Below are 24,332 nucleotides of genomic sequence, written 5' to 3' on the forward strand. Positions count from 1 at the left end.
TCGCAGTCGGCCTAGTTGCGCCTCGCCGCACTGTCTGCCCATACGCGCAGCGGTGCATCGGCGCCGCGCCAACTGCGTTGCACCACGCGCCAGTGCACCAGAGCACTGTCACGCTGACCGGCACCTTCAAAGGCGCGTGCCAGCAGCACGCGTGACGTGGTGAAGTCGGCCACACTCGAGCGCAAATCGAATGGCGCGCGCAGTGCCCCGCGCGCGACGGGAATGGCCTCGGCATAGCGCCCACGCGCCAACAGCAAGCGCGCGAGATCAGCGTTGAGTCGTGGGAGACCAAACGCTGGCCAGTACATGGCCTGCTGCAGCGTGACAATGGCGCCGGCGGTGTCGCCGGCAGCGGCCAGTGCCATGCCGCGCGCCCACATGGCGGTGCGAGGATCCCGTCGTGTTGGCGCGCGCGTGCTCCACGCCTCCGAGGAGTCGGCCCAGCGCTTCGCCACATCGGCGCGCTGCGCGGCTGCGGCCACGCTGGCTGCCACGGCCCAGCGCTGCACATGGAGGCGAGCGTCCTGACCCGGATCGGCATCGCCCGCGGAGAATCGCGACAGCGAATCCCAGAGTGCCATGGAGCGGTTTCCATCGCCGCGCTGCTGCCACATGACCGCGCGTCGCCAATCGACCACACGGCCGACATTGTCACCGCGCTGCGCGCGTGGCACGGGACGCAGCCATTCCTGCGCGAGTCGCTCGGCGTCCGAAAGCCGTCCCTGCAGGTGCCGAAGAATGATGCGCAGGTCCATTACCGAACCCGTCGCAGCACCGCGGCGTGCCGCGTCGTCCAACGCGCGTTCTGCATCGTCCAGCTGCCCTGCATGCAGATGCACCACCACGGGGAAGAGCACATTGGCTGTTCCACCGTCTCCTGTGAGACGCGTAGCCCGCTGGTTGGCCTCAATGGCTTCACTCACCCGGTCCATGTGCAGCAGAAATGCGGCCAGCACGGTCCAGGCTCGCGCCGACTCCGGTTGTGCGCCCACCCATTCGCGCGCCGCCCGTTCCGCCGCACTGGCGCTGTCCAGCGACTGATACGCAAACACCAGCGACTCCATCGCATCACAGGCACGGCAGTACGGCGTGGCACTGCCCGACAGCGAATCCAGTGCGAGTACGCGCTTGAGCGACACGATCGCCGCCGGCGAATCGCCGTCCTGCAGGCGTGCCACCGCCTGATAGTACGCGCCGTCGGGTTCACCGGGATAGCGAATGGCCAGCGTGTCGGCGAGCGCCTGCAACTCGGGACGTGCGGTGGTGAACGCCCAATACGCCGTGATCATGAGCCGGTCGCGATCGCTGGCGCCACGGGCAAGGCGCACCACCCGCGCCAGCACTTCGTTGGGCTGGAAGACGCCTCGCAACGCCCGCGTCTGATACAGCTTGAACGCCGCCATGGCAAACAGCGAGTCCTCCTTCACCGCTGCCGACAGCAGTTGTTCGGCCGATGCCAGATCACTGCGCGAGAAAGCGCGCAGTCCCTCCTCATAGAATCGGTACGCCACGAGCGAGCGCGTGGGCATGCTGCTCGAATCACCCGCCAGACTCGGGCGACCGACAGCGCGCGCCAGTTCAGTGGTGGCCGAGGTCACCAGCGCAAAGAGATCATCGCCCTCAAAGCGCCACGCGCCGACAATGGCACCATTGTCCACCGACACGCGGCGCAGATCGAGCAGCATGCGTCCGTTGCCGAGGGGTTGAATGCCGCCCTCCAGCAGATCGGTTGCCCCCGCTTGATGCGCCGCTTCCCGCGAGACGTCGCGCGATTCACTGCCGCCAATGCGCGCATGGATCTCCAGCATGCGTGCGTTGCTCAGCACCTGCAGACCGTCAATGCGCGCCAGCGAGGTGGCCAGCAGATCGGTGAGTGCGCCGGCCGGTGCCGCCGGCTGCTCGCGGAAGTCCATGATGCGACCCACGGCAAAGAGTCGCAGCGAGTCGGCGGCTACTCCACTGCGCCGATGATGCAAATAGTCACGTACCTGAAACGCCGCTGCCACGACAGCAACCATGAGCACCACCAGCAACGCCAGCGAGCCACGACTGATGGCGAAGCTGCTCGCGCGCCATCCCTGGGAAGGAAGCGAGGCGTATTCGTTCGGTTGCGCTTCCGTGGGTCCAGCGACTGCGGTATCGGCAATGGTAGTATCAGGCCCCGACCCCGACCCCGACCCCGACTCCGACTCCGACTGCAGTACCTGCTCCTTGGCACCCGACACCACGGCTTCCGGCGCAATGGCTTCCTGCTGTTCGGCTATCGCAGTTTGCTTTTCTTTGAGTTGCTTTGCGTACGCCACCACCTCCCGATCCGGCGGCAGCTCCAACTCATCCTGGATGAGCGCCTCGTGAATGGCCGCCTGACGAATGGCCGTTGTCACATCGCCGTGCGCCACCAGGGCACGCATGAGCGCGAGCGTCGCACGTGAGTCGAGCGGATCCACCGCGGCCGCCTTGCGTCGCCACTGCACCGCATCGCCCGTACGCCCTGCACGCTCGGCTGCCTCTGACAACGCTTCCAGCGCGCGCAGATAGTCCCGCTCGAGAACCCGTCGCTCTTCTTCGGCCCAGCGCTCGAACGCCGGCGCACCGGCGAGATGAAACCCGCCGAGAAAGGGGCCCGTGTACAACGCCACCGCGTCGGCATGACGTCCCTGCTTCAGGTGCTCCGCGAACAGTCCCACGTCGTGCGGCAGCAACTCGCCATCGAGCTTGAGATCCTGCGTGCCGGTGATGACTGACTCGTCGCCGAGATCACGGCGCAGCGCATACAGCGCCTGCGCGAGCGCCTTGCGCCGACGCTCCTCGTCGGCTTCATCGGGCCAGAACAATTGCAGCAAACGGGTGCGCGACACGCCGCGGTCGCCCGCACGCGCCAGCACTGCCAGCAACGCCAGCCGCCGCTGCTGCGTGGCCGCGCCGCGCACCTCGCCTTCGTCGGATACCACGGCGCATCCGCCGAACGTGATGAATCGATACATGCCAATGGGTGGACGGGAGGTCGGGTGCTCGATGGCCCGACGGCTGTCCCATTCTCGTCTGGCGAACGCGGCAACGGAAGTCACCAGACCGGATGATTCCACCAGCACCTCGTGGGCCACGTCATTCATTCGGCCGCGGGACTCCGCGGGGCGTCCCGCGCCACCCGCGGCCAAACCCGTTGCAACAACGCCGCGCGCACCTCCATCGCGCCCAGTACCGCGGGCGGCGTGCGCTCGGGCAGTACGTCACGACAGGCCCAGCCCAGCGCCTCCATGGCCAGTCGCTGCGTGGCCTCGTCCACCCCGCTGGCCTGACCCCAGCGTGCGATGCCCACCGCCAGCGCCACACACATCGGGTCTTCAGGCTCGGCGCGAAGCAGCGTTACCAGCTTGTCGAACCAGGCCTGCCACCAGAGTTCGTCCTGCGGCAGCGCCACCGGCCGCACCAGCACGTCCTGCAGGGCCCACATGCGCGCACTGAACGCCGCGCACATGGGACCCGACAGGCTGTCCAGCCCTTCGCAGAGCCATTCACATTGGGCTTGAATGGACGACGTGGCATCGAGCTCCGCAGACATCTCAGGCCACACGGGCCGAATTGCCCGCTGCATCGCCCGCTGCCACCATGACGCCGGCCAGCGTTGTGTAGGCCGCTGCCCAGGCTTCACGCGCCGCTGGCGTGAAGTGCGCACCCAGCACCTCGGCAAAGGTCTCGAGCAGCGCCTGACCCACCACGTCGTAGTGCCAAGCCTCCACCCCGTATCCCGCGTGTCGCGCACCCAGCGCCTCGAGTGCGGGCACCAAACGTGGCAGCTCATCGAGACTCTTCACCACCACGGCCAGGGTCTGGCCAAGCTTTTCCGCCTGACCCGACAGGTCTCCGGCCGGAAACAGGGGCCGCAGGGCCGGGGCCAACGTGAACAATCGGTCGTAGAACAGCGGGGCCACCGCATCGGTGGTGGCCCCCATCAGGTTCCAGGTCGACCGGATCGTGGCGATCTGGTCGGCGGTCATCAGCGTTCCTTGTTGGTCGGCGTGAGACGCGCCACCAGCGACTCCAGCTGCGCCAACCGCTCGGCCATCTGCGCATTCTCCGCCCGCAGCGCCTGCGTCTCCGCCTTGAGCTGCTTCGTCCGGGTCTCGAGCGCCTTCACACCCGCCATGGCGACGCCATCGATATCCACCGTGCCAATGGCCGTTTCACTGTCGCCGAGACCAAACGCCTTACGGAAGGCCTGCGCCGTGGGGCCCATGTGCCGCACCGTGCTGTCCTCGGCCGTGTAGCGCCAGGTGTAGACAGGCAGCGACGCCAGCTTGCTCAGCACCTGCTCGCCGTCGACGGCACGGAAGTCGGACTTCTTGGTGGAATCGGAGGTGTTCGTCCAAGTGCCGCCGGTGCTGAGGTAGGCGCCGGTGCCGGTGTCGAGATAGCGACCAATGGGATTTGCGCCTGTCGGCGTGCCAGTTCCGAAGAAGATACGATCGGCTCGTACAACAAAATGTCCATTCTGTCGCGCAAACACAGGTGCACCGTCGCCGTACCCTGCGTCGATGACCACCGAGCTCGTGAAATTGTTGGTGTGGGCGAAACGACCGATCGCCACGCTGTGGTCACCCGATGCCACGCCTCGAATGCCAACCGAAAACTGACCAGACGCCAACCCGCCGAGTGAAATCCCATAAAGGCCGGTGGCGTCCCCGCTCAGGGAAATTGCGCCGGTGCCGCTGGCCGTGCCTTTCAGTGCCATGCTGCTCGGACCGGTCGCAGTGCCGTCGATGGTTATGGACTTTTCGCCTGAGGCCACCCCAGTCCCAAGAGCCAGTGAGTTGTCGCCCGTCGCTTGCGCGGTATTCCCCATGGCGATTGAGTTCACGCCGCTCGCCAGTGTCTCTACGCCGATGGAGGTCGCATAGCCGTTGGTGGCTTTCGCTACAGTCCCGGCCGCGAATGACGCATACCCTGAGGCTTCCGACTGATCACCAAAGGCCGTCGAGAAGGAGCCAATCTTGTTGTAAGCCCAGCCGCCAATGGTGTTCATGCCGGCGCGGAATGCGCCACGCTCACCAAGCCAGACGAGACCAGTTGATGAACCCGAGAATGTCGGGAGTGGCGTCGCTGCGCCGCCGTACTGAGACAGCACCGTGAACCCCTGCGCGCTCCGGTTCCCATTGGCCAGCAGATACTGCGTGTGATCATCATTGCCCAAACCCGTCAGCGCCCCGTGGGCGCTCACGCCAGCACCGCCGCCACCGCCCGCGCCATCCGTCCAGCTGAACGCCACATGCGTGGGCTGCAGGCAATTCTGCGGCGTGCTCGGCGCCTTGATGCGATACACCGTGCCCGACGCCGGCACGTAGCAGGCATGGAAGACCGTCTGTGCGCCGGCCGACTGCGGCGCGCCGAGCGTCACGGCCAGGGCGGCAGTCGCCGCGGCGAGGGTGGAAAGGAAGGGCCCGCGTCGGCGCGGGGCTGCAGGGATATGCGAAGCAGACATGCGTGAGGTCCTGAGAAAGGGTTGTCGGCGCGGCCGTCGTGGCCGAGTGGACGCTGACAAGGTCGAAAGCCCGCTCGCCTGCCCATCACTTGCGGTCAAATCGCCCGGGTGACCCGCAGGTGATGCGCAGGTGATCGCCCAGCGACCCCCCTTTCGACCTTATGGGCGTGCTCGTGAGCGCCAGACCGTCCCGGTCCCGCCGCGCGCGCATTCCGATCACGTCACCCCATACAGCTCGAGGGCTGCTTCCATGTCTTCCCCGCATTCCGGCGACGCCGCCGATTTCACTCCCCACACCGCACAACACCTTCAGAACCGCCGTTGGGCCGTGGCCCTGCTGCTCGTTTCCTCGGCGCTGGCCGCCTGCAGCGACAGCAACCCCACGGCTCCCGATGCATCAGTCGAATTGACCGATCACGCGCACAGCCAGGTTGCCACGAGCCTGGTGCCGGTGGTCGACGATGCAGCCGAACGGCTGCTCCTCGGCGAGCCGACCGAGTCGCCGCTGCGCTCGGCACTCGAAACGCTGCGGTCGGCGCTGGCCGCGCAGAAAGTAGACGCGGCCCTGCGCGCGGTGGCCGACGCCCAGTTGGCGCTCGAGTTCTCGCGTGCGGCACAGTCCATGGATGCCGCTGATCGCGACGCCCTGGTGCTGCAACTGGGCGTGGTGCACGCGCAGTTGGCGGCCGAGGCGCGCTGAGCATGCGTGTCGTCTTCCAGGCTCTGGTCGGCCGGGCCTTCACAGGCGCGCTGCGCCTGTGGGGGCTGGCCGGCCTCGGCGTCGCGCTGGCCAATCCGCTGACGGCGGGTGGCAATGTGGACGCGCAGACCATCACCCGCGACTTCAGTGTGTGCTTCACGAGTGGCGTGCAGTCCTGCACGCTGCTCACGCTCGCCACCACGGCCTTCTATATAGATGGCAGCACGCGCATCGGGACGGCGGTGGACGTGTATGTGAAGCACAATGAAGGCGCAGCACCGGATGCGGCGGCGGTGAGTGCGCTCACCGGCTTCTACTTCGCGTATGCCGGCGCCAGCGTCACACCGGTGGGCGGCGCCGATGTCTCCGACGAATCGGGTCTGGTCACGCCGCTCATCCTGCCCGAGGGCGACTACTCATCGCCCTTTCCACTCAATGCCGGCGGCTGGTCACAGTTGGCACGCAGCAGCACCAGCACGTCCGCTTCGCCCAGCTTCGACAACTACCTGTCGTTCAGCAACACGCTCACCGCGTATGACGAGCTGACGGGGCGCGTGAACACGCAGTACATCGGTGGCTGCGGCGCTGCGGCGGGTAGCGGCGCATTGGATGCGGTGTACACCACCGAGCTCTGGACCTGCGGTGAGGGCAACTACTGGTTCACCACCTTCACCGAGGCCTGGTTCGATGCCGACCTCGTGAACACGGTGGGCGTGAGCACCTACGCGCTGTTTGACGGCGCGGACTACGGTGTCGCGGCCTTCTGTGATCGCTATCTCGACACCAACACCAGCTTCGGTGATGCCGATGGCAGCTTCACCAACCTTGGTGACGTGTGTGCATCCAGCAATACCGGCGGCGACAATGGTGGTGGTGACAACGGCGGTGGTGACAACGGCGGTGGCGACAACGGTGGCGGCGACAACGGTGGCGGCGACAACGGCGGCGGCAACAACGGCGGTGGTACGCCGGTGCCCGAGCCCTCGTCGCTGTGGATGCTGCTGACTGCCGTGGTCATGATGCTCGGATCGCGCGCGCGTGTACTCGAGGCGCAGGCGCCATCCTGTGCACTCGTGCCGCGCATCATGCAGGCCGCGCGCATCCACCTCAAGGACAGCGCCCGCGTGCTGAAGGTCGATGAAGTGCCTGTGCCCACGCCTGCCGCCAAGCAGGTGCTGGTGCGTGTGCACGCGGCCAGTGTGAATCCGGTGGACTGGAAGCTGCAGGACGGCGGTGACCTGCCGCTGCTCTCCATTCCCGGCGGCGATTTTGCCGGAGTGGTTGTTGCCGTGGGCTCAGGCGTGACCGGCTATCGCTGCGGTGATGCGGTGGCCGGTACCGTGGACCAGGGCGCGCAGGGCGGCAGCTACGCCGAGTACGTGGTGGCGCCGCTCGAGGCCCTCGTGCGCAAGCCCGAGCGATTCAGCATGCAGGAGGCGGCCGCCTATCCCACGGTGGCCATTGCCGCGTGGCGCTTTCTCATTGCCGGCGCCCAGGTGCAGCGTGGCGAGCGGGTGCTGGTGCACGGCGCCGCCGGTGGTGTGGGCTCCATGGTGGTGCAGATGGCCAAGGCACGCGGCGCGTATGTCATCGGTACGGCCTCCGCGCGCAATCACGCCTATCTGCGCTCCTTGGGCGCCGATTCGCTCATTGACTACAGCACCACGCCGTTCGAAACCGTCGTGCGCAATGTGGACGTGGTCGTCGACGCGGTGGGCGGCGAAACGCTGGCGCGTTCCTACGGGGTGCTGCGCAAGGGCGGGCGTCTCGTGTCACCCGGCGGCGCGGTGGACATGGCGCGCTGCACAGCGGCCGGCATTGTATGTCCGGCGCGCGCGCCCTGGGATGTGCAACGCGGACTCGATTACGCTGCGCCCCTCATTGCCGCGCAGCAACTTCGCGTGCACGTGGACAGCGCCTACACGCTCGCCAGTATCATGGCCGCGCAGCAGCACAGCCGCAGCGGGCGCACGCGGGGCAAGGTGGTGGTGGACATGAACGCCGACGCGCACGCCGCAGCCATGCAGCCATTGGCCGCATATCTCGAGGGCCACGCCACCGGGAGCCGCAGCGCCTTCGAACGCGCCTTTGCGGCCGACGCCATGCTGGTGGGCATCAAGGACGGGCAGTACCGCCAGTGGCCCGCCAGCGAATACGTGCGCATCTCGTCGTCCGGACGCGCGCCGGCTGACGAGGCCCAGCGCCGGCGGCGTGTGGAGAGCCTGCGGGTGACGGGCACGGTGGCCACGGCCGTCCTCCGTCTCGAGTATCCGGACATGCTGGCCTGGGACCACATGACGCTCATTTCCCAGGGCGGCGAATGGCGCATTGCCGTCAAGGCGTACGACGCGCAGACTCCGGGGCGCTGATCGCACGGCTTCGCGTGCGACCGGCCTGCCACCCTCTATCGCACGCTGCCCATGTCCGGCGCATTGCTCCGCACCATCCTGCTGCTTACGGCGTCGAATGTGTTCATGACCTACGCCTGGTACGGCCACCTCCGCAATCAGAGCGACAAGCCCTGGGTGGTGGCCGCGCTCGTGAGCTGGGGCATCGCGCTCTTCGAGTACCTGCTGCAGGTACCGGCCAACCGGGCCGGCTTCACGGTGCTCACCCTGCCGCAGCTCAAGATGCTGCAGGAGGCCATCGCGTTGACGGTCTTTGTGCCCTTCGCCGTGTTCTACATGAAGCAGCCGGTGAAGCTGGATTTCCTCTGGGCCGGACTCTGCATCATGGGGGCCATGTATTTCATGTTCCGGGGCAGTGCCGCCGGGTGACGGGCATTTCTACTTGACAGCGTTAGGTGAATTGACAATATTCGCCAGATGACCACCTCCGCCATCCGCTCCGCCTCGCTGGCGCGCCGTGAGCGCCAGAAGGCCGAAACCCGCCAGTCCATTCTGGACGCGGCGCGGGAGCTGTTCGTGAGCGAGGGGGTCGAGGCCACCACCATGCGGGCCATTGCTGCCCGCATTGGCTACACACCCACCGCCATCTACCACCATTTCCGCGACAAGGACGCGCTCATTCAGGAGCTCTGCCTCGCGGACTTCTCGGCGTTGGGCCAGGCCATGCACAAGATCGGCCGCATCGAGGATCCGGTGGACCGGGTGCGCCGCATGGCATATGCCTACACCGATTTTGCGCTCGACAATACGAGCCAGTATCGGTTCATGTTCATGACACCACCAACACAGTCGTTGGCTGTAGCGCACGAAGAGCTCCACAAGCGTCCGGAAGAGGACGCTTATCTCTTCCTGCTCGACACCGTGACGGAAGGCATCAATCTCGGAGTATATCGTCCGGAGCTCAGCGACCCCGTGGAGCTGGCCCAGATCTTCTGGGGTGGCCTGCACGGCATCATTTCGCTCTGGCTGACACACTGTGGCAACCCGCACATCATTCTCCGCGACCCCCGCGAGACCATCCGGACGCAGTGTGATCTCATCATCCGAGGCGCGCTGCGAAACCCCACGCACTGAAGTCCCGTAGCACCACACAACTCGGCATTTCACTCCCAGGGCGCCTCGGCGCCCTTCTTCAGGATCCTTTACTTAACAGTGTTAGAGAAACGATCCGTGTTTACAAGCAAATCGATGTTCAGGCTGCGACGGCGCAGTCTCATGGGGGCCATGCTGCTCACGCCCCTCATCACCGTCGCAACGAACGCCGGCGCCCAAAGCATGAGCCGGGCGAGCAGCGCGGCCACAGCCGATAGCACTCGGCGCCTGCTCGACCGCTACATCGCCGAGGCGGTGCGCAGCAATCTCGCCCTCGCCCAGCAGCAGGTCGCCGTGCAGCGCGCGGAGGCCGGGGTCCAGGAAGCCAATGGTCGCTTTCTCCCCAGCCTCGGTCTCAACGCCCGCTACTCCGAGTTCAGCGGCGTCATCAACATCGGCGACTTCATCAACCCCACCTACGCCGCGCTCAACCAGATCCTCGGTCAGCAGCGCTTCCCCACGGACATCAACGCCACGCTGCCCTTCCGTCAGGAGACCAAGCTCGACCTGCAGATGCCGCTCTTCAACGGCGCGCTCTTTGGCGCCCGGGCGGCGGCGCGGGCCCAGCGGGATTTGGTAGGCAGCACCCGCGATGCGGCACTCCGCCAACTGGTGGCCGACGTGCAGTTGGCCTGGCTGCAGGTCGCCAGCGCCACGCGTGCCGTACAGACCCTCGAAGCCACCCTGCCCGTGCTCGACGAGAACCTGCGCGTGAGTGAACGCCTGGTCAGTGCAGGGCAGGCCACACCCGATGTCGTGCTGCGCGCGCGCGCCGAACGCAGTGATCTCGTGCAGCAACTCGACGACACCCGCAGACTGTGCGCGGCCGCCATTCGCGGCTTCAATTTGCTGCGCAATCAGGAGCCCGACGCGCCCATTGCCATGGGACTCGCAGGCGACACCGCGGCACTCGCGCAGCAAGAGCCTGCGGACACGTTGTTGCCACGCGCCGAACTGGTCGCGCATGCCCTGCGCCACCGCGAAGAACTGACGCAGGCCGGCAGTGGCGTGGCGTTGGCCCGTGCACAGCAGCGCGTGGCCGGCAGTGCGTTCCTGCCCAACCTCTCGCTCGGTGCCAGCTACGGCGTGCAGGGCGACCGCTACCGGTTCGATCGCAACAACGACGTGGCCCTCGCTTCGCTGGTGATGTCGTGGAACGTGTTCAACGGGAGACAGGACGACGCGCGCCGCCAACAGGCCAACGCACTCAAGCAGGAGGCCGAGCTGCGCCTGCGTGAAACCGAGCGCGGCATCGCCACGCAGGTGCACAACGCGGCCGACGCCGTGGACGTGGCACGCAGCAATGTCCGCAGCGCGCGCGATCGCTACGACGCGGCGCAGCGTGCCTTCACCCTGGTGGAGCGGCGCTACGGCGAAGGCCTCGCCACCCAGGTGGAGTTCCTGAGTGCGCGCGCCGCCTACACATCCGCTGCGCTCAATCAGGTCATCAGTCGCTTCACGCTCGACGCCCGTCTCGTGGAGCTCGAGCGCGTGGCGGCGCTTCGCACACTGCCGCGCTGAAACGCGCACGGCATCAGGCGTTTCCAGCAATTCGACAACCACTGCATCTCCCGACCCTCCACACACTCCGGACGAAGATGTCTCTTTCCCATTCACACCATCCCGCGCGCGCGGCCGCTCTGCTGGCCCTCGTGCTGTTCACTGCCTGCGCTGAAGCGAATGCCAACGCAAATGCCAACGCAAATGCCACAGCCGGCAACGACAGTGGTCGCACATCCGCCGCCAATACCACCGACGCGACGGCCGACCCGGTCAGCGTCACGCTCGCCTCGCCGGCTGACGATCTCAGTGCCGCAACCATTGTGGCCACCGGCACGTTTGCGTCGCGCGATGAAATTCCCCTCGGCTTCAAGATCGGCGGCGTCGTGCATCGGGTCCTCGTGGACGAAGGCGCCGTCGTGCAGCGCGGCCAGGTGCTGGCTGTGCTGGACCTCCGCGAAATCGACGCGGCTGTGGCCAAGGCGCAGGTCCAGGTGGACAAGGCTACACGTGATCAGGCCCGACTCCTGCGCCTCGTGGCCGACAGCGTGGCCACGACGGTGCAACTGCAGGACGCCACTTCGGCCCTCGATGCCGCGCGCGCCGATCTGACCAGTGCGCGGGTGAACCGCGAGTACGCCACCATCATCGCCCCCGAGGCGGGCACCATTCTGCAGCGTCAGGTCACACCCGGCGCGACTGTTTCGCCCGGTGGCTCCATGTTCGTGCTGGGCGGCGCGCGGCGTGGCCGCGTGCTGCGCGCCGGGCTGCCTGATCGTGACGCCCTGCGTGTGCAGGCCGGCGACAGCGCCACCGTGCACTTCGATGCGCTGCCAAGCCAACGCTTTGGCGGTCGGGTGGTGCTCATCGGGCGATCGGCCGATCCGCGCACGGGCACTTACAGCGTGGAGATCGCTTTGCGTGACGCTGAGCGCTTGCCCAGTGGACTCGTGGGTGAAGCCCGGGTGCATCTGCGTGATACGTTCCGCGGACGCGGGGCGGCCAGCGATCGTGGCATGACCCCACGCACGCTGCCGGCCGACGCCCTGCTCGAGGCCGACGGAGACTCGGCCACCATTTATGTGCTGCGCGACGCCGCCACGGTCAGCGCGGCGGGTGACAGCACCTGGACGGCTGCGCGTCAGCGCGTGGCGGTCCTGGGCATCGACGGCGACCGCGTGCAGGTGCAGGGTGTGACGGCCAACGCGCGCGTGGTCGCACGTGGCGCGCCCTACGTTACTCCGAGCACGCGACTGCGGGTGGTGGCCGCCAATCCGTCCACGCGGGACGCGCGCCCATGAACGGCCTCAGCAACCTCACACGCTTTGCCGTGGAGCGCTGGCAGTTCACGGTGCTGGTGTTCCTCATGTTCGTGGCACTTGGCGCATCGAGCTGGTTTGCCATTGCCCGCAGCGAAGACCCCAGCTTCCCGGTGCCCATCTACACGGTGGTGGCGGTGTACCCCGGTGCGTCACCGGAAGACATGGAACAGCTGGTCGCCGATCCGGTGGAGAAGCAGCTCAAGACACTGGAGAACGTGAAGGAACTGCGCAGCACGAGCAGCGACGGGCTCACGGTCATCCGTATTGAGTTTGACGCCGACGTGGATGCCGAGCGCAAGTACGATCAGGTGGTGCGCGAAGTGAACGCTTTGCGTCCTGAACTGCCGGCCGCTCTGCAACGACTCGAGGTGGAGCGCAACCAGAACTCCGATCTCACCGTGTTTCAGCTGGCGCTCGTGGCGCCGCAGTTGCCCTATGCACAGCTCGAGGATGCGGCGCGGGCACTGGAGGAGCGCGTCGAGCGCATTGCCGGTGTGAAGCGCGCTGAACGCTGGGCGGCCCCACCACGCGAGCTGCAGGTCACGCTTGATCTCGGACGCATGGCCCGATTCGGCATCACGCCGGCTCAGGTGCTGCAGGCGCTGGGCAGCGACAACACGCAAATTCCCGGCGGCTCGGTGGACGTGGGGACCCGTCGCTACAACGTGGCCACTCAGGGGCGCTATCGCAGCGTGCAGGACGTGCAGCGCTCTGTGGTGGCTGGCCGCGACGGTGCGGTGGTGCGGGTGCAGGATGTGGCCACGGTACAGTGGGCCGACGGGGACGCCGTGCACCTCGGCCGCTACAACGGGCAGCGTGCCATGTGGGTGTCGGTGGCAGTGCAGGAGGGGCAGAACATTTCCACCGTCAAGCAGCGCGTGTGGGCGGTGCTCGACACGGCGGAGCAAAGCCTGCCCCAGGGGGTCACCCTCGCGCGGGGCTTCGACCAGAGTGAGAACGTGGACTCACGTCTCTCGCGACTGGGCTGGGATTTTGTGATTGCCATCGTGCTCGTGCTGCTCACGCTGCTGCCACTGGGCACACGCGCCTCGGTGATCGTGATGATCTCCATTCCCACCTCGCTGGCCATGGCGGTCACACTGCTCTACGTGACGGGCTACTCCATCAATCAGTTGTCCATCGTGGGCTTCGTGATTGCGCTGGGACTGCTGGTCGATGACAGCATCGTGGTGGTGGAAAACATCGCGCGCTTCCTGCGCGAGGGCTACACCCGAACCCAGGCGGCCATCGAGGCCACCAAACAGATCGGCGTGGCCGTGCTCGGCGCCACCTTCACACTCATCTTTGCGTTTCTCCCGCTGATCTTCCTGCCGGGATTGTCGGGCAAGTACATCCGTGTGTTGCCCATGGCGGTGGTGTACGCCGTGCTGGCCTCGCTGGTGGTGTCACTCACCATCATTCCCTGGCTGGCCTCACGCCTCATGCCCCGCGATTCCGCCCCTGAAGGCAACGCCGTGTTGCAGTGGCTCGACCGCGGCATTCATCGCACCTACGCGCCGCTGCTGCAGCGCGCCATGCACAACCCGCGCACCACACTGGCACTGTCGGCGCTGCTGGTGGTGGGCGCGCTGGCGCTCGTGCCGGCGGTGGGTTTCTCGCTCTTCCCCAAGGCGGGCACGCCGCAGTATCACGTGGACATCACCACGCCGGAGGGCACGAGCCTGGCCGAAACCGACCGCGCCGTGCGTCATGCCGAACAGGTGGTGCTGGCTCATCCGGGTACGCGGGCAGTGTTTGCCAACGTGGGCAAGGACAATCCCGAGGTGTACTACAACGTGTTCCAGCGCGCCGAGTCGCCCACGCGTGGGCAGCTCATCGTGCGCCTGCACGAGTACGACAACGTACGCACACCCATCGTGCTGGACTCACTGCGGGCGCGCATGGCGGAGTATCCCGGCGCCCGTATCGAGCTCAAGGAGTTCGAGAACGGTCCGCCCATCGACGCGCCCATCGCCATGCGTCTCGAAGGGCCAGATCTCGACACCCTGCAGCAGTTGGCGGCACAAGTGGAGGGCGTGTTTGCGGCCACGGCCGGCACGCAGTACGTGAACAATCCGGTCCGGTTGCGCCGCAGCGACCTGCGCGTGGTGGTGGATCGCCAGAAGGCGGGCCTGCTCGGGGTGCCGGGCGCCGAGGTGGAGCGGACGCTGCGCTTGGGTGTGGCCGGTCTCGAGGCCGGAAAGATGCGCGCCAGCAACGGCGAGGAGTATCCCATTCGTGTCGGCATTGCCCACGACGGACGACCGGCACCGCAGGATCTCGAGCGCATCCATGTGAGTTCGGTAGCCGGCGCCATGGTGCCGCTTTCGCAGATCACGACCACACGCTTTGTGTCTTCGCCCACGTCCATCGATCACCGGGACCGGCAGCGCGCGGTCACCGTGACCAGCTATGTGCGTGAGGGCTACAACACCGACGCGGTCACCAAGAACATTCTCTCGGCACTCGCCTCGCTCGACCTGCCCGATGGCTATCGCCTCGTGCCGGCCGGTGAGATTGAGAGTCGACAGGAGAGCTTTGGTGGCATTGGCGGAGCCATCATCGTGGCTGTGTTTGCCATCATGGCCATTCTCGTGCTCGAGTTCCGTGACTTCCGCACCACGCTGGTGGTGGCGAGCGTGATTCCGCTGGGTGTGGTGGGCGGCATCGTGGCGCTGCTGCTCAGTGGCTACACATTGAGTTTCACGGCCATGATTGGCTTCGTGGCGCTCGTGGGCATCGAGATCAAGACCAGCATTCTGCTGGTGGACTTCACCGATCAGTTGCGTGCCGAGGGTGTGCCGCTGGACGAAGCCATTCGCCGCGCGGGTGAAGTGCGTTTCCTGCCCATCGTGCTTACTTCGCTCACGGCCATTGGCGGTCTGCTGCCATTGGCGCTGCAGGGCTCGGGGCTCTACTCGCCGCTGGCCTGGGTGATCATTGGCGGTCTGGTGAGCAGCACGCTCATTGCGCGCCTGGTGACGCCGGTACTGTACAAGCTGCTGGCACCGCGTGATGCCAAGGCGGTGGCGACTGCGCCGTCGGTGGTGATGGGGGCGCCGGCGACGGCTTGACGGGCACCCTGCCAACGTCAATTCTTCGGATGCTACGTATCTCAGGGCCTCGCAGTTGAACGCAGGCGGGGCCCCGTGAGTGTAGTGAAATTCAGCGCGTGCAAGGCGGGGACTTCATGGCAACATCGGCGAAGCGAAAGAAGAGTCTGATCTTCATTGTGGTCACGCAGACACTGGGGATCATCGTCTCGTCGGCACTGGTGACGTGGATTTTGACGTGGACCGGTCGCCCATTCCCTGAGGTGCTTCCCATTGGCGTGCTGTTGGCTATCGGATCGTATGCGGTGAACTGGTTCGCTCAGCGGAAGTTCGCTAACCGCGAGTGACGCGGCGGGGCGCCACAGCGCCGCCGGCAAGAGCGCCCAATACGACGGCGAGCGAAAACAGTGGGGCTCCTGCAGAGATATACCAGCCGGCCATGAGCATCCACAGGCCGCCGACCAGGCCGCCTACCAGTGCGCCCACCGCCGGCATCGCGCCACCTCGTCCGAACCACGCTTCGCAGACCCGAACAATGCCGACGACCATAAGCGCCGGAATGGGTAGCAGTAAAGCCAGGAAGAGCCCATGCCCCAACATGTTCAGCGCGTGTTCGGCGAATTGCTCGAGTGACATGGTTGGGAAACGACCATACCATCCGGGGCCTGGGCGATCGCTGTACGGCAGATAACCGAACAGTGGGGCAACCATCAGAAACACGGTGATGCCTCCGGCCAGCACGGCCGTGAAGCGCAGTGCAGTCATGGCCGCGTCGAGTACCACGCGCAATGAATCGCCACACTTTTCACGGAAGGTGCTCATGACGCAACCAAGTTAGCGCGAGGAATCGGTGTCCGAACACCTGCGATGTGCGTTGACCGGTGTGCTCGGTCACACGGAGTGGGTCCACGCACTTGACTTGACGTTCGCCGCAGCAAAGCGTCGATTTGCGCCATGCCTCTCTGCACGACGCGACTGCCTGCCACGCCGCATGTGGCACTTGCCCTGTTGTTGCTGGCACGGCCCACTGGCTTGACGGCCCAGGCAACGGGTGGCGAAGCGGCCACCGGCACGCTGTCAGGCATGGTGCTGACCGATGTGGGCGAGAAGCCCATCGCAAATGCCGAGGTACGACTCAGCGGCAGCACGCGCGCGGTGCGCAGCGACTCGGCCGGTCGCTTTGAACTCAGTGGCCTGCCCACGGGCATGCAGCGTTTCGAAGTGCGGGCCATCGGCTTTCAACCTTTGCGTCAGTCCCTGGTAATTCCCGCCGGCCGCAGCATGGATGTCGACCTGCTGTTGGTAGCCGAGGTCCAGCAGTTGAACACCGTGCGCGTGGGCGCCGAGCCCGGCGTGGGGGTGCGCAAGCCCTGGTTGAGTGGTTTCGAGGAGCGCCGCAGCTATGGCATTGGCAGCTTCCTCACTGAGACCGAGCTGGAGAAGCAGGACCCCAGTCGCTGGGCAAGCGCGGTCGCGCAACATGTGCCCGGCCTGCAGCTGGTGAGTTACAACGGCCGCGCGTCCTTCGGCATCAATCGTGGGCTCATCAGCTTCAACAACATGCCGCGTGGTGATCGCATGGATCAGTCACAGGGCGCGCCGCGCAGTTGCTACGTGCAGGTCATCATCGACGATGTCGTGCGCTACGCCAGCCGGGTGGACGAGCCGCTGTTCGACGTCAGCAGCATTGATCCGGGCACGGTGGCGGCGGTGGAGTTCTACAGCGTGAGTCAGTTGCCTGCGCGGTTCAATCGCGGGGGCAACGCGCCGTGTGGGACGCTGGTCATCTGGAGAAAGTAGGCGACGCTGCCGACGCAACGGAGCACGCGACCACGCAAACAGCCGCGCACTACTCCGGCACCAGGCGCGTGCCCGAAAGCCGCTCCGCCAGACCGCGTGCCGGTGTACGCACCGCCAGCAAAATCGCGATCACCGCCAGCACGATGCCGAGCAACAGCACGGGCATCGTCCACGCGGGCGTGCTGCGGGCAGTCAGCCTCGCGATGCTGCCGACCATCAGCAGCATCCAGGGCGTCCAGGTCACCACTTGTCGTACGGTCAATCGCAACCGACCGGCCGGGCTGCCGGCGGCAGTGACCAGTTCCAGTCCCATCACTCGCAGGACCATGCCGCGGCGCACCGTCATCGCCGCGATCAGCGCGAACACCGCGCCGAGCCCGGACACCGCGGCGGCAGTGAAGAGGGCAATGAGCCACCGCACGTTCAGTACGCCGGGCGGACGACCCTTCCAGGTCGAGTCAACGAGCCGGTCGGCCTCGGCGAGCCGCGTGGCACTCACGATGGGATTGGCGCGCACGACCGAATCCGCCAGTGCCCACTCGCGTTTGGCGATGCCTGCGGTTCTCACGACAGCCGAGTCGCGGCCTTCGCGGTGACGCGTCACCGCTTCGCCAAGATGGCCCGCGATATACACGCCAACCAACTCGCGCGCGTCACGCTGGTCTGGGGCTCGACTCGCGGAATCATCAAGCCAGTCCACCAGTGGTTGCAGTCGATCAAGGTCCGCATCGCGTGGCGCCACCACCACGGCGCCATAGGACGACACGAAGCCCATGCCCAGCATTGGCGCGGTCGTGGCGACGGCAAGCAGCAGGCGACGCTGTGCGGTGAGTGGGGGACGGTTCGCACCGGCCGCGGTGAGCGCAGCATACAGCGCATCAAGTCGCGACGCGGGGTCCTCCATGGCTGTCAGCAGAGATCGCGCTCGCAGTGGCCAATCCGCGAGCGCCGTCCGGAGGGTCTGTTGCAGCAGTCGGGCCACACTGGCAGGGAGTGGCCCGGCATCCCCGGTGGCCGCCTCGCGAACGTGCACCGCGGCATCGTGCGTCGCGGCATCGTGACTCGCGGTGCTGTCCTCCATCGTGCCGTGTCCGACGCGAAACGGCAGCACCACGGCGTGCCCGTCATCGGTGATGAGTACATCGGCCGCCGACAGGCCAGTCACGGGAAGTCCGGCGTCCCGCCGGGCCCGCAGTTCGTCGAGCAGATCGGTGAGCCAGGCGTGCACGGCCCCCCATGATACGCCCGGAACGAGACGGGTGGCCAACGGCGCGCCGCTCACAGCGGCGTAGGCATCCCAGGCCTCATCGGCGCTGCGGCGTCCGCCAATCCAGCGCGCGCAGGTCGTGCGGCTGGCCTGGCGCTCAGCGTCGGAGAGTGGTGCGCTGCCAGGGGGGCGCCGCACGATCCATACAGGGCGCTGCAGGGCACCGTCACTCGCCAACAACACCATGCCGTCGGCGTCGATTGCGCCCGAAACCTCGTAGGCCCCAACGCGACCACTCATCGCATGGTGAAGCGGCAGCATCTGCACCTCGCCACCGAGCGCCCGGTCGCGCGCCACCGTGGACTGTTCGGTCACCACACGCGTACCGGAGATGCGGTCATGCTCCGCCAACCAGCCGTTGGCCTTCCGCGCACGCGCAAAGAGCAGCAGCAGGCCGCCGATGCTGATGGTCATCACGACGACGGCACCAGCGGTCTTGTCCATCGCCAGCGGCAGACTCGCGAGCACCGCAAGCAGGCCCGGCGCAACGACAAAGAGCCCACGGAGCGCTGCGCGCGCGATACCGGGCACAGCACCGTCCGCGCGAACCGTGCGCAGACCCAGCAAGCGCTTCGCGGGGGTCCAGCCGGTAAGCCCTTCGAGAATCGCGTAGATGAGGATCTCGAACGGCACGGCGGACAGGGCCTGCACCACCGCATAGCGCGGATCGTCAACCGTGAGCGCAACATTCACGCCGAGGGGCCGAAGCAATCCGAGAATCGGCAGTGTGAGCGTGCTGATGAGATAGTTGTCGATGACGCCGGCGGCCAATCGCCGCACGATGGGGGCCGGCGTGTGCTCGATGGGTCGGCAGGCCAACAGCGCAGCGCGCAGGGCGCCGTAGTCGGCGAACCGTTCGTCGCGATTGCGCGCCAGACACTTCATCACGATGGCGGCCAGTCCCGGCGGCACATCGCGGCGATACTGCACAAGCGGCGTGGGGGCGCCGCTCATGACCACCGCAATCAGCTTGACGGCGTTGTCCGCATCGAAGGGCAGCTTGCCGGTGAGCAGGTAGTACAAGGTCGCGCCCACCGCATAGATATCGGCGCGCACATCGAGCGCCTCACCCAGAAGCTGCTCGGGCGAGGAGAAGACGGGCGTGCCGAGAAAGAGCCCGGTCTGCGTCAGCCGCCCCTGTTCGACACTCTCGACCGGGCGGGACAGGCCGAAATCGCCGACCTTGATCGTGCCGTCGCTGCCGATGAAGCAGTTGGCCGGTTTGATGTCGCGATGCAGGATGCCGCGCCGATGCGCCGCCTCGAGTCCGTCAATGAGCTGCAAGGTGTCGTCGATGGCGTCAATCACCGACAGCGGACCCTGTACCTCGACCTTCTGCTCGAGCGTGCCCCCCTCGACCAGCTCCATGGCAATGGTCGGCCGCCCGTCGATTTCCTCGGTGCGATAGACGTAGACGGTGTTGGGATGATTCACCGACGCGGCCGTGCGCCCCTCGCGCAGAAAGCGCTCGCGATCCTCGGCGCGCTCAAGCCCGGCCGCAAGCACCTTGACGGCCACGAGGCGCCCGTCCTCGATCTGCTCGGCTGCGTACACGGCGCCCATGCCGCCGCGACCCAGCAGATGTTGGATGCGATAGCCGCCGAAGGTCTGACCGGGGGTGAGTTCCGCGCTCGTCACGTCGTGGTGGATGGGCAGGCGGGAGACGTCGCTGTTCCTCGTCCAAGCGAATCAATCGCGAAAGTCGGCATGGGGCAATATGTCGCACTGTGAATCGGCCAAGCCTTGCCCAGCGGCACGGTAACAACCCACAATTCGACGCTGCGCTTCCACGCTTTCGCCGTTTGTCCCTGCTTTCCCGACATGATTCGGTCTTCGATTTCTGCACTGCTGGTGTCCACTGCACTGGCGGCCCATGCGCAATCCAGCCGCCCGCAACAGACGGCTGTAGGCGCGATCGTCACGCTGCGACCGAGCGCGGAGGCGGTTCGTGTCGTCATCGATCTGCCGGTCGCGCGCGACACCGTTCGCTTTCGCGATCCGGCTGTTCCACGGGACGCGTGGACCATTGAAAGCCCGAACATTCGCTGGGTAGGCGGCGCATTGGTTGGCGAAGCGCCCATCAAGCGCGTGGTGCTCAGCGTGCGCCCCGATACCACGGAGAACGGCCGCGGCTATTTGTCGGCCATTCGGGTCGGTAACGGGTGGCAACTGCATGGTCCCGCGTTCGAAGTGGCACAGCATCCAACACGCGTGGTTCCCTCGCTAGCCGCCGACTGGATGCAGTGGCCCCAACGCAGGCTCACGCAAGGCTACTTCTACCTCGGACCACGCCAACAGCACCGACGCCAGTCGTCACACGAACTGATCGCGGGGGCCAGCGTTCCGACGCCGCTTCGCGCACTCGCTGACTCGGCACTCACCGCTGCGCTTCGCGATCACGCCAGGCGGTTTGGCACGACCTTGATAGACCGGCCAGCGATGATCATCACGCAGGATGGCCCGCCTGGTTCATTTTCGTTCCGCGGCGACGTGACTGATGGCGGTGTAATGTCGTTGCGTTTTGCGCGTGACTTCACGCTGGCTTCTTCGGCGACAACACGCGCGGACGTCTGGCTGTTCGTGGCACACGAGGCCGCGCACCTCTGGAACAGTCATCTGGCGCAAGCGGATGATGCGCACCCATTTCTGCATGAAGGCGGTGCGGAATATGCCGCGCTGCAATCGGCGGTCGCAGCAGGAGTGCTGTCACAGGACGCGCTGCATTCGCGTCTGTCGGATCGCCTCACCGAATGCCACCGTCAGATCGGTGTGCGGGACTCGTTGCAGCGCATCATGGCGCGCGGCGGGGCCGTGTACGACTGTGGTACGGTACTGCAGTGGCTTGGCGACCTCGATGGTGGTGCCGCAGGGGGATTCGAGTCTACCTGGCGTGCGCTGGTGGCGAATTCGCTGCGCCAACGCAGACCGTACCATTTGCAGGAGTTTCGTGCGTTGCAGCCAGCGGGTTCGCTCGCTGCGCAGTGGTTCGATGTATCGCCCGACCTGCGGTGGCGAACCCTGAATGAGCGCCTGGCGTCACGAGGGGTCAGGTGGGAGAACGCGCCCAGTTCTCAGGCTTATGTAGTATCGGCGCTGCTTCATCTCGCGCGGCAGGTGTGCGCGCGCGGATCTTCCATAGGCTTCGGTTTGGTCAACGGAAAACTGCGCTATGACCAGGAACCGGGTTGCGGCCCGATTGCTCATGGCCCCGTGATTGCGGCCATCGAGGATGTGGACCCGCTGAAGGATGGCGCGGAGCTGTTCGCTCGTGTCGAGGCACGCTGCCAGTCGGGCGCGCCCGTTCGGGTCCAGACCGACTCCGACGGCCGCAGCATTGAGCTGCCTTGCTCCGCGGCGCCGGCGCGGCCGGTGGCGTATCGCCTGACGAGCATGCCGTCGCTGGTTCGTGTGCCGTAGAGTCAGCGAACGCCCCTCAGATCCAGACGCGGCGGTCGCCCGTACCGAGTCCGATGATGGCGGTGCTCTGGTAGTCGAGAGCGCCGGCGGTTCGTTCGCCAATCGTCGTGGCGCGAGTGCTGCGGAGTACCATGAGTACGATCACATCAGCGGCGCTCACCGTGCCACCGGCGGTGAGTACTGCGACCATCCACGGTCCGCCGAGCGGTGTCACGCGTAGTATGGTGGCTGTTTCGCCGTCATAGGCGGGCACCAGCCTGCCGGGACCTGCTTCCATGCGGGCGATCAGGCGTTACTCCGCGGCGCTCGGCGACGGACCACCGAGTCGCCGGACGTGAGCAAGCGGTTTCGGTGACGAGACCACGACAGACCGACCGCTGTCGTACGGCGTCTGGCGCGCCCCCACATGCCAGGGGAGAAGCGCAGGAGCATGCGTCAGTGGAGGGTGGCGGTCAGCTGCTGCATCATGAAACGCCTTGGCGAACATTTCGCTGACAAGGGAAAGACCGTCCCCATAGACTTCGACAACGCGCCGAGCAGCGATATGAACGGCTATACGTACCCCCACACCATCGAGAACGGTGCCGGTGAGCGACTCACCTTTCTTCGCCTTGTTCCGGGCCGAACCGGCGACCGCCTGGAGGTCGAGAATGTGGTGAAGCCCGGTGAAGGACCGCCGATGCACACCCACCATCGTCAGGTGGAGGCGCTCACTGTTGAGGAGGGACGCATCGGCTACCAGCGACTCGGTGAGGCGCCGCAGTACGCCGGTCCCGGCGAGACGGTGGTGTTCAAGGCCGGCGAAGCGCACAAGTTCTGGAGCGCCGGCGACGTGGATTTGCGGTGTACCGGCTATATCGAGCCGGCTGACAACGTGGAGTACTTTCTCACGGCCTTGTTCGAGTCGCAGCGTCAACATGGCGGCGGTCGTCCAGGCCCACTCGATGCAGCCTATCTCGTGAGGCGATATCGCTCCGAGTTCAGCATGGCGGAGATCCCGGCAATGGTTCAGCGGTTCGTCTTTCCCGTGCTGGTGCTGATCGGAACCATGCTGGGCAGGTACCGGAAGTACGCTGACGCGCCGGAACCCATTCCGCGCTGATGCAACTCTACGATGCTAGATTGCGGCATGATCAATCTGCGTCGTGTCACGAGTCAATTCCTGTGTCCCGCTCTTGCTGTCATGGTGGGAGTCCTACCGTACACACTCCGCGCGCAGGAGAACGACAGCGCGCGTGGCTGGGTCATCGCCGGCGGTCTTGGGCTTGGCCTTGCGAACGTCCCTGAGTCCCGAACACCAGTCTACTTCGACGCGCTGCAGCAGACGGCGCGTGTCGCGCTGCAGCGCAACGTTGGCGCCGGGGTGAGCGCGGGCGTGTCGTTGACGACGACCGTTGGGACCGAGGGTGGCGATTGTGTGGGCATCGGTCCCTGCGCTCCGCGGTTCAGTCATCGCACTTTCAGTGGAACACTGACCTACGTGCGCGGCCAACGCCTTCGGTCGTGGAAGCCCATGGCAACCGTGGTCGCTGGGTTGGCGCAGATACCCGAGACCTGGGCATCCGGTCTCAACGCGCGGACTCCTGCCAAGAGCACCTGGCAGATCGGCGCGGCGATCGACTTTCCCGTACTCGTTGGACCGGGCACCGCGCTTTTGCTCGGCTGGGAGGGACACATCATCCCGGACGCTCCCGGCGGCGGAGTCGGCGTCAACACGCTGGTCATGACCTTGCGGCACAGCCTGTTTCGTCGTGTGGCATTCTGACAGTAGCATTGTCCATGCTCATCCTGAGATGCACCAAACCGCTGCTCGCAAAGCTCGCGAAGCACATACCATCCGCGAGCGGTGAGAGCACGGCTTCGACCACCCGTCTGGGCGACTGGTACGCGAAACATCTGAATATCGGGCGTCATCGCCTGATACTCAGCACCAACGAGGAGACGTTCCTCTCGGTCGTCGTGCCCGCCAAGGATATGCCGGCCTTACCCGCACGCATCAACGAGGCCGTCGGTCACGTCCTCCGTTTCATCGGTGTGCCAGAATTGACGGTTGAGAATGAGCTGCGCGAGATGCACGAGGTACGCGTTGGCCCCACCGCATCACGTCGGGTCCTCGGCTACATGAATGACCACGCCTATCAGGTTGAGGCCATGGTGGACTATGGCGGAGGTACGTTCGATCTGGCAAACTTGGCCGAGCGACTGTCCACCGTCCCGTGCGGGACGATGGACTTCAAGTCGCCGGCCAGACTTGCGCGGGAACTATTGGGCGTGCATGAGTAGCTGACAGCGTC

The 24,332-nt window shown here is 66.1% G+C and carries 19 protein-coding genes; 12 read left to right on the forward strand and 7 right to left on the reverse strand.

All coding sequences use genetic code 11. The features are described 5' to 3' along the window. Window positions 1-11: 11 nt before the first annotated feature. The 4 genes from B2747_RS04760 to B2747_RS04775 are packed head-to-tail and all read right to left on the reverse strand — an operon-like array spanning window position 12 to window position 5,479. A complete protein-coding gene (locus tag B2747_RS04760) occupies window positions 12-3,113 on the reverse strand; it encodes a BTAD domain-containing putative transcriptional regulator (RefSeq protein ID WP_291157349.1) in 3,102 nt (1,033 codons plus the stop codon). Beyond that, a complete protein-coding gene (locus B2747_RS04765) occupies window positions 3,110-3,562 on the reverse strand; it encodes a hypothetical protein (RefSeq protein ID WP_291157350.1) in 453 nt (150 codons plus the stop codon). The genes B2747_RS04760 and B2747_RS04765 overlap by 4 nt, the downstream gene beginning before the upstream one ends. A gap of 1 nt (window position 3,563) precedes the next feature. Beyond that, window positions 3,564-3,998: a globin domain-containing protein gene (locus B2747_RS04770; protein WP_291157351.1), complete on the reverse strand. Its 435-nt coding sequence runs from the start codon at window positions 3,996-3,998 to the stop codon at window positions 3,564-3,566. Beyond that, window positions 3,998-5,479 carry a tail fiber domain-containing protein gene (locus tag B2747_RS04775; protein ID WP_291157353.1) on the reverse strand — a complete coding sequence of 494 codons (1,482 nt, stop codon included), beginning with the start codon at window positions 5,477-5,479 and terminating at the stop codon, window positions 3,998-4,000. The genes B2747_RS04770 and B2747_RS04775 overlap by 1 nt, the downstream gene beginning before the upstream one ends. Window positions 5,480-5,729: 250 nt before the next feature. Between B2747_RS04775 and B2747_RS04780 the strand changes: the two genes are divergently transcribed. The 7 genes from B2747_RS04780 to B2747_RS04810 all read left to right on the forward strand — a co-directional run bounded on the left by B2747_RS04780 (window position 5,730) and on the right by B2747_RS04810 (window position 15,575). Further along, complete coding sequence (locus B2747_RS04780; protein WP_291157355.1) at window positions 5,730-6,179, forward strand: hypothetical protein; 450 nt, start codon at window positions 5,730-5,732, stop codon at window positions 6,177-6,179. 2 nt (window positions 6,180-6,181) lie between these two features. Then, the gene (locus tag B2747_RS04785; RefSeq protein WP_291157356.1) at window positions 6,182-8,548 is read left to right on the forward strand and encodes a nuclear transport factor 2 family protein; all 2,367 of its coding nucleotides are present in this window, start codon (window positions 6,182-6,184) and stop codon (window positions 8,546-8,548) included. Window positions 8,549-8,599: 51 nt separating this feature from the next. After that, entirely contained in the window at window positions 8,600-8,956 is a 357-nt protein-coding gene (locus B2747_RS04790; RefSeq protein WP_291157358.1) for a DMT family protein, read from the forward strand. 48 nt (window positions 8,957-9,004) lie between these two features. Beyond that, complete coding sequence (locus tag B2747_RS04795) at window positions 9,005-9,661, forward strand: TetR/AcrR family transcriptional regulator (RefSeq protein WP_291157359.1); 657 nt, start codon at window positions 9,005-9,007, stop codon at window positions 9,659-9,661. A gap of 114 nt (window positions 9,662-9,775) precedes the next feature. Next, the gene (locus B2747_RS04800) at window positions 9,776-11,200 is read left to right on the forward strand and encodes a TolC family protein (RefSeq protein WP_291157361.1); all 1,425 of its coding nucleotides are present in this window, start codon (window positions 9,776-9,778) and stop codon (window positions 11,198-11,200) included. A 77-nt stretch (window positions 11,201-11,277) separates the two neighbouring features. Beyond that, the gene (locus B2747_RS04805) at window positions 11,278-12,480 is read left to right on the forward strand and encodes an efflux RND transporter periplasmic adaptor subunit (protein ID WP_291157363.1); all 1,203 of its coding nucleotides are present in this window, start codon (window positions 11,278-11,280) and stop codon (window positions 12,478-12,480) included. Next, on the forward strand, window positions 12,477-15,575 hold the full coding sequence (locus tag B2747_RS04810; RefSeq protein ID WP_291157365.1) for an efflux RND transporter permease subunit: 3,099 nt from the start codon (window positions 12,477-12,479) through the stop codon (window positions 15,573-15,575). Before B2747_RS04805 ends, B2747_RS04810 begins: the two co-directional genes overlap by 4 nt. A gap of 312 nt (window positions 15,576-15,887) precedes the next feature. On the opposite strand, the gene B2747_RS04815 is transcribed toward B2747_RS04810, so the two are convergent. Then, the gene (locus B2747_RS04815) at window positions 15,888-16,376 is read right to left on the reverse strand and encodes a hypothetical protein (protein ID WP_291157367.1); all 489 of its coding nucleotides are present in this window, start codon (window positions 16,374-16,376) and stop codon (window positions 15,888-15,890) included. 132 nt (window positions 16,377-16,508) lie between these two features. Between B2747_RS04815 and B2747_RS04820 the strand changes: the two genes are divergently transcribed. Further along, window positions 16,509-17,354 (forward strand): carboxypeptidase-like regulatory domain-containing protein, encoded by an 846-nt coding sequence (locus B2747_RS04820; RefSeq protein WP_291157368.1) that lies wholly within the window; start codon window positions 16,509-16,511, stop codon window positions 17,352-17,354. Window positions 17,355-17,403: 49 nt separating this feature from the next. On the opposite strand, the gene B2747_RS04825 is transcribed toward B2747_RS04820, so the two are convergent. Next, window positions 17,404-20,259, reverse strand: a complete 2,856-nt coding sequence (locus B2747_RS04825; protein ID WP_291157370.1) for a protein kinase domain-containing protein — start codon at window positions 20,257-20,259, stop codon at window positions 17,404-17,406. A 183-nt stretch (window positions 20,260-20,442) separates the two neighbouring features. On the opposite strand from B2747_RS04825, the gene B2747_RS04830 reads away from it, so the two are divergent. Next, window positions 20,443-22,038: a hypothetical protein gene (locus B2747_RS04830; RefSeq protein ID WP_291157372.1), complete on the forward strand. Its 1,596-nt coding sequence runs from the start codon at window positions 20,443-20,445 to the stop codon at window positions 22,036-22,038. 16 nt (window positions 22,039-22,054) lie between these two features. On the opposite strand, the gene B2747_RS04835 is transcribed toward B2747_RS04830, so the two are convergent. Then, a complete protein-coding gene (locus tag B2747_RS04835; protein ID WP_291157373.1) occupies window positions 22,055-22,315 on the reverse strand; it encodes a S41 family peptidase in 261 nt (86 codons plus the stop codon). A 267-nt stretch (window positions 22,316-22,582) separates the two neighbouring features. Here B2747_RS04835 and B2747_RS04840 point away from each other — a divergent pair, with 267 nt between their 5' ends. The 3 genes from B2747_RS04840 (at window position 22,583) to B2747_RS04850 (ending at window position 24,321) form a co-directional block, all read left to right on the forward strand. Next, window positions 22,583-23,140, forward strand: a complete 558-nt coding sequence (locus B2747_RS04840; RefSeq protein ID WP_291157375.1) for a cupin domain-containing protein — start codon at window positions 22,583-22,585, stop codon at window positions 23,138-23,140. An 81-nt stretch (window positions 23,141-23,221) separates the two neighbouring features. Beyond that, window positions 23,222-23,803 (forward strand): hypothetical protein, encoded by a 582-nt coding sequence (locus tag B2747_RS04845; protein WP_291157376.1) that lies wholly within the window; start codon window positions 23,222-23,224, stop codon window positions 23,801-23,803. A gap of 14 nt (window positions 23,804-23,817) precedes the next feature. Beyond that, the gene (locus B2747_RS04850) at window positions 23,818-24,321 is read left to right on the forward strand and encodes a DUF6933 domain-containing protein (RefSeq protein ID WP_414652177.1); all 504 of its coding nucleotides are present in this window, start codon (window positions 23,818-23,820) and stop codon (window positions 24,319-24,321) included. Window positions 24,322-24,332 lie beyond the last annotated feature (11 nt).

This window comes from Gemmatimonas sp. UBA7669 (genome assembly GCF_002483225.1).
Taxonomy (GTDB): domain Bacteria; phylum Gemmatimonadota; class Gemmatimonadetes; order Gemmatimonadales; family Gemmatimonadaceae; genus Gemmatimonas.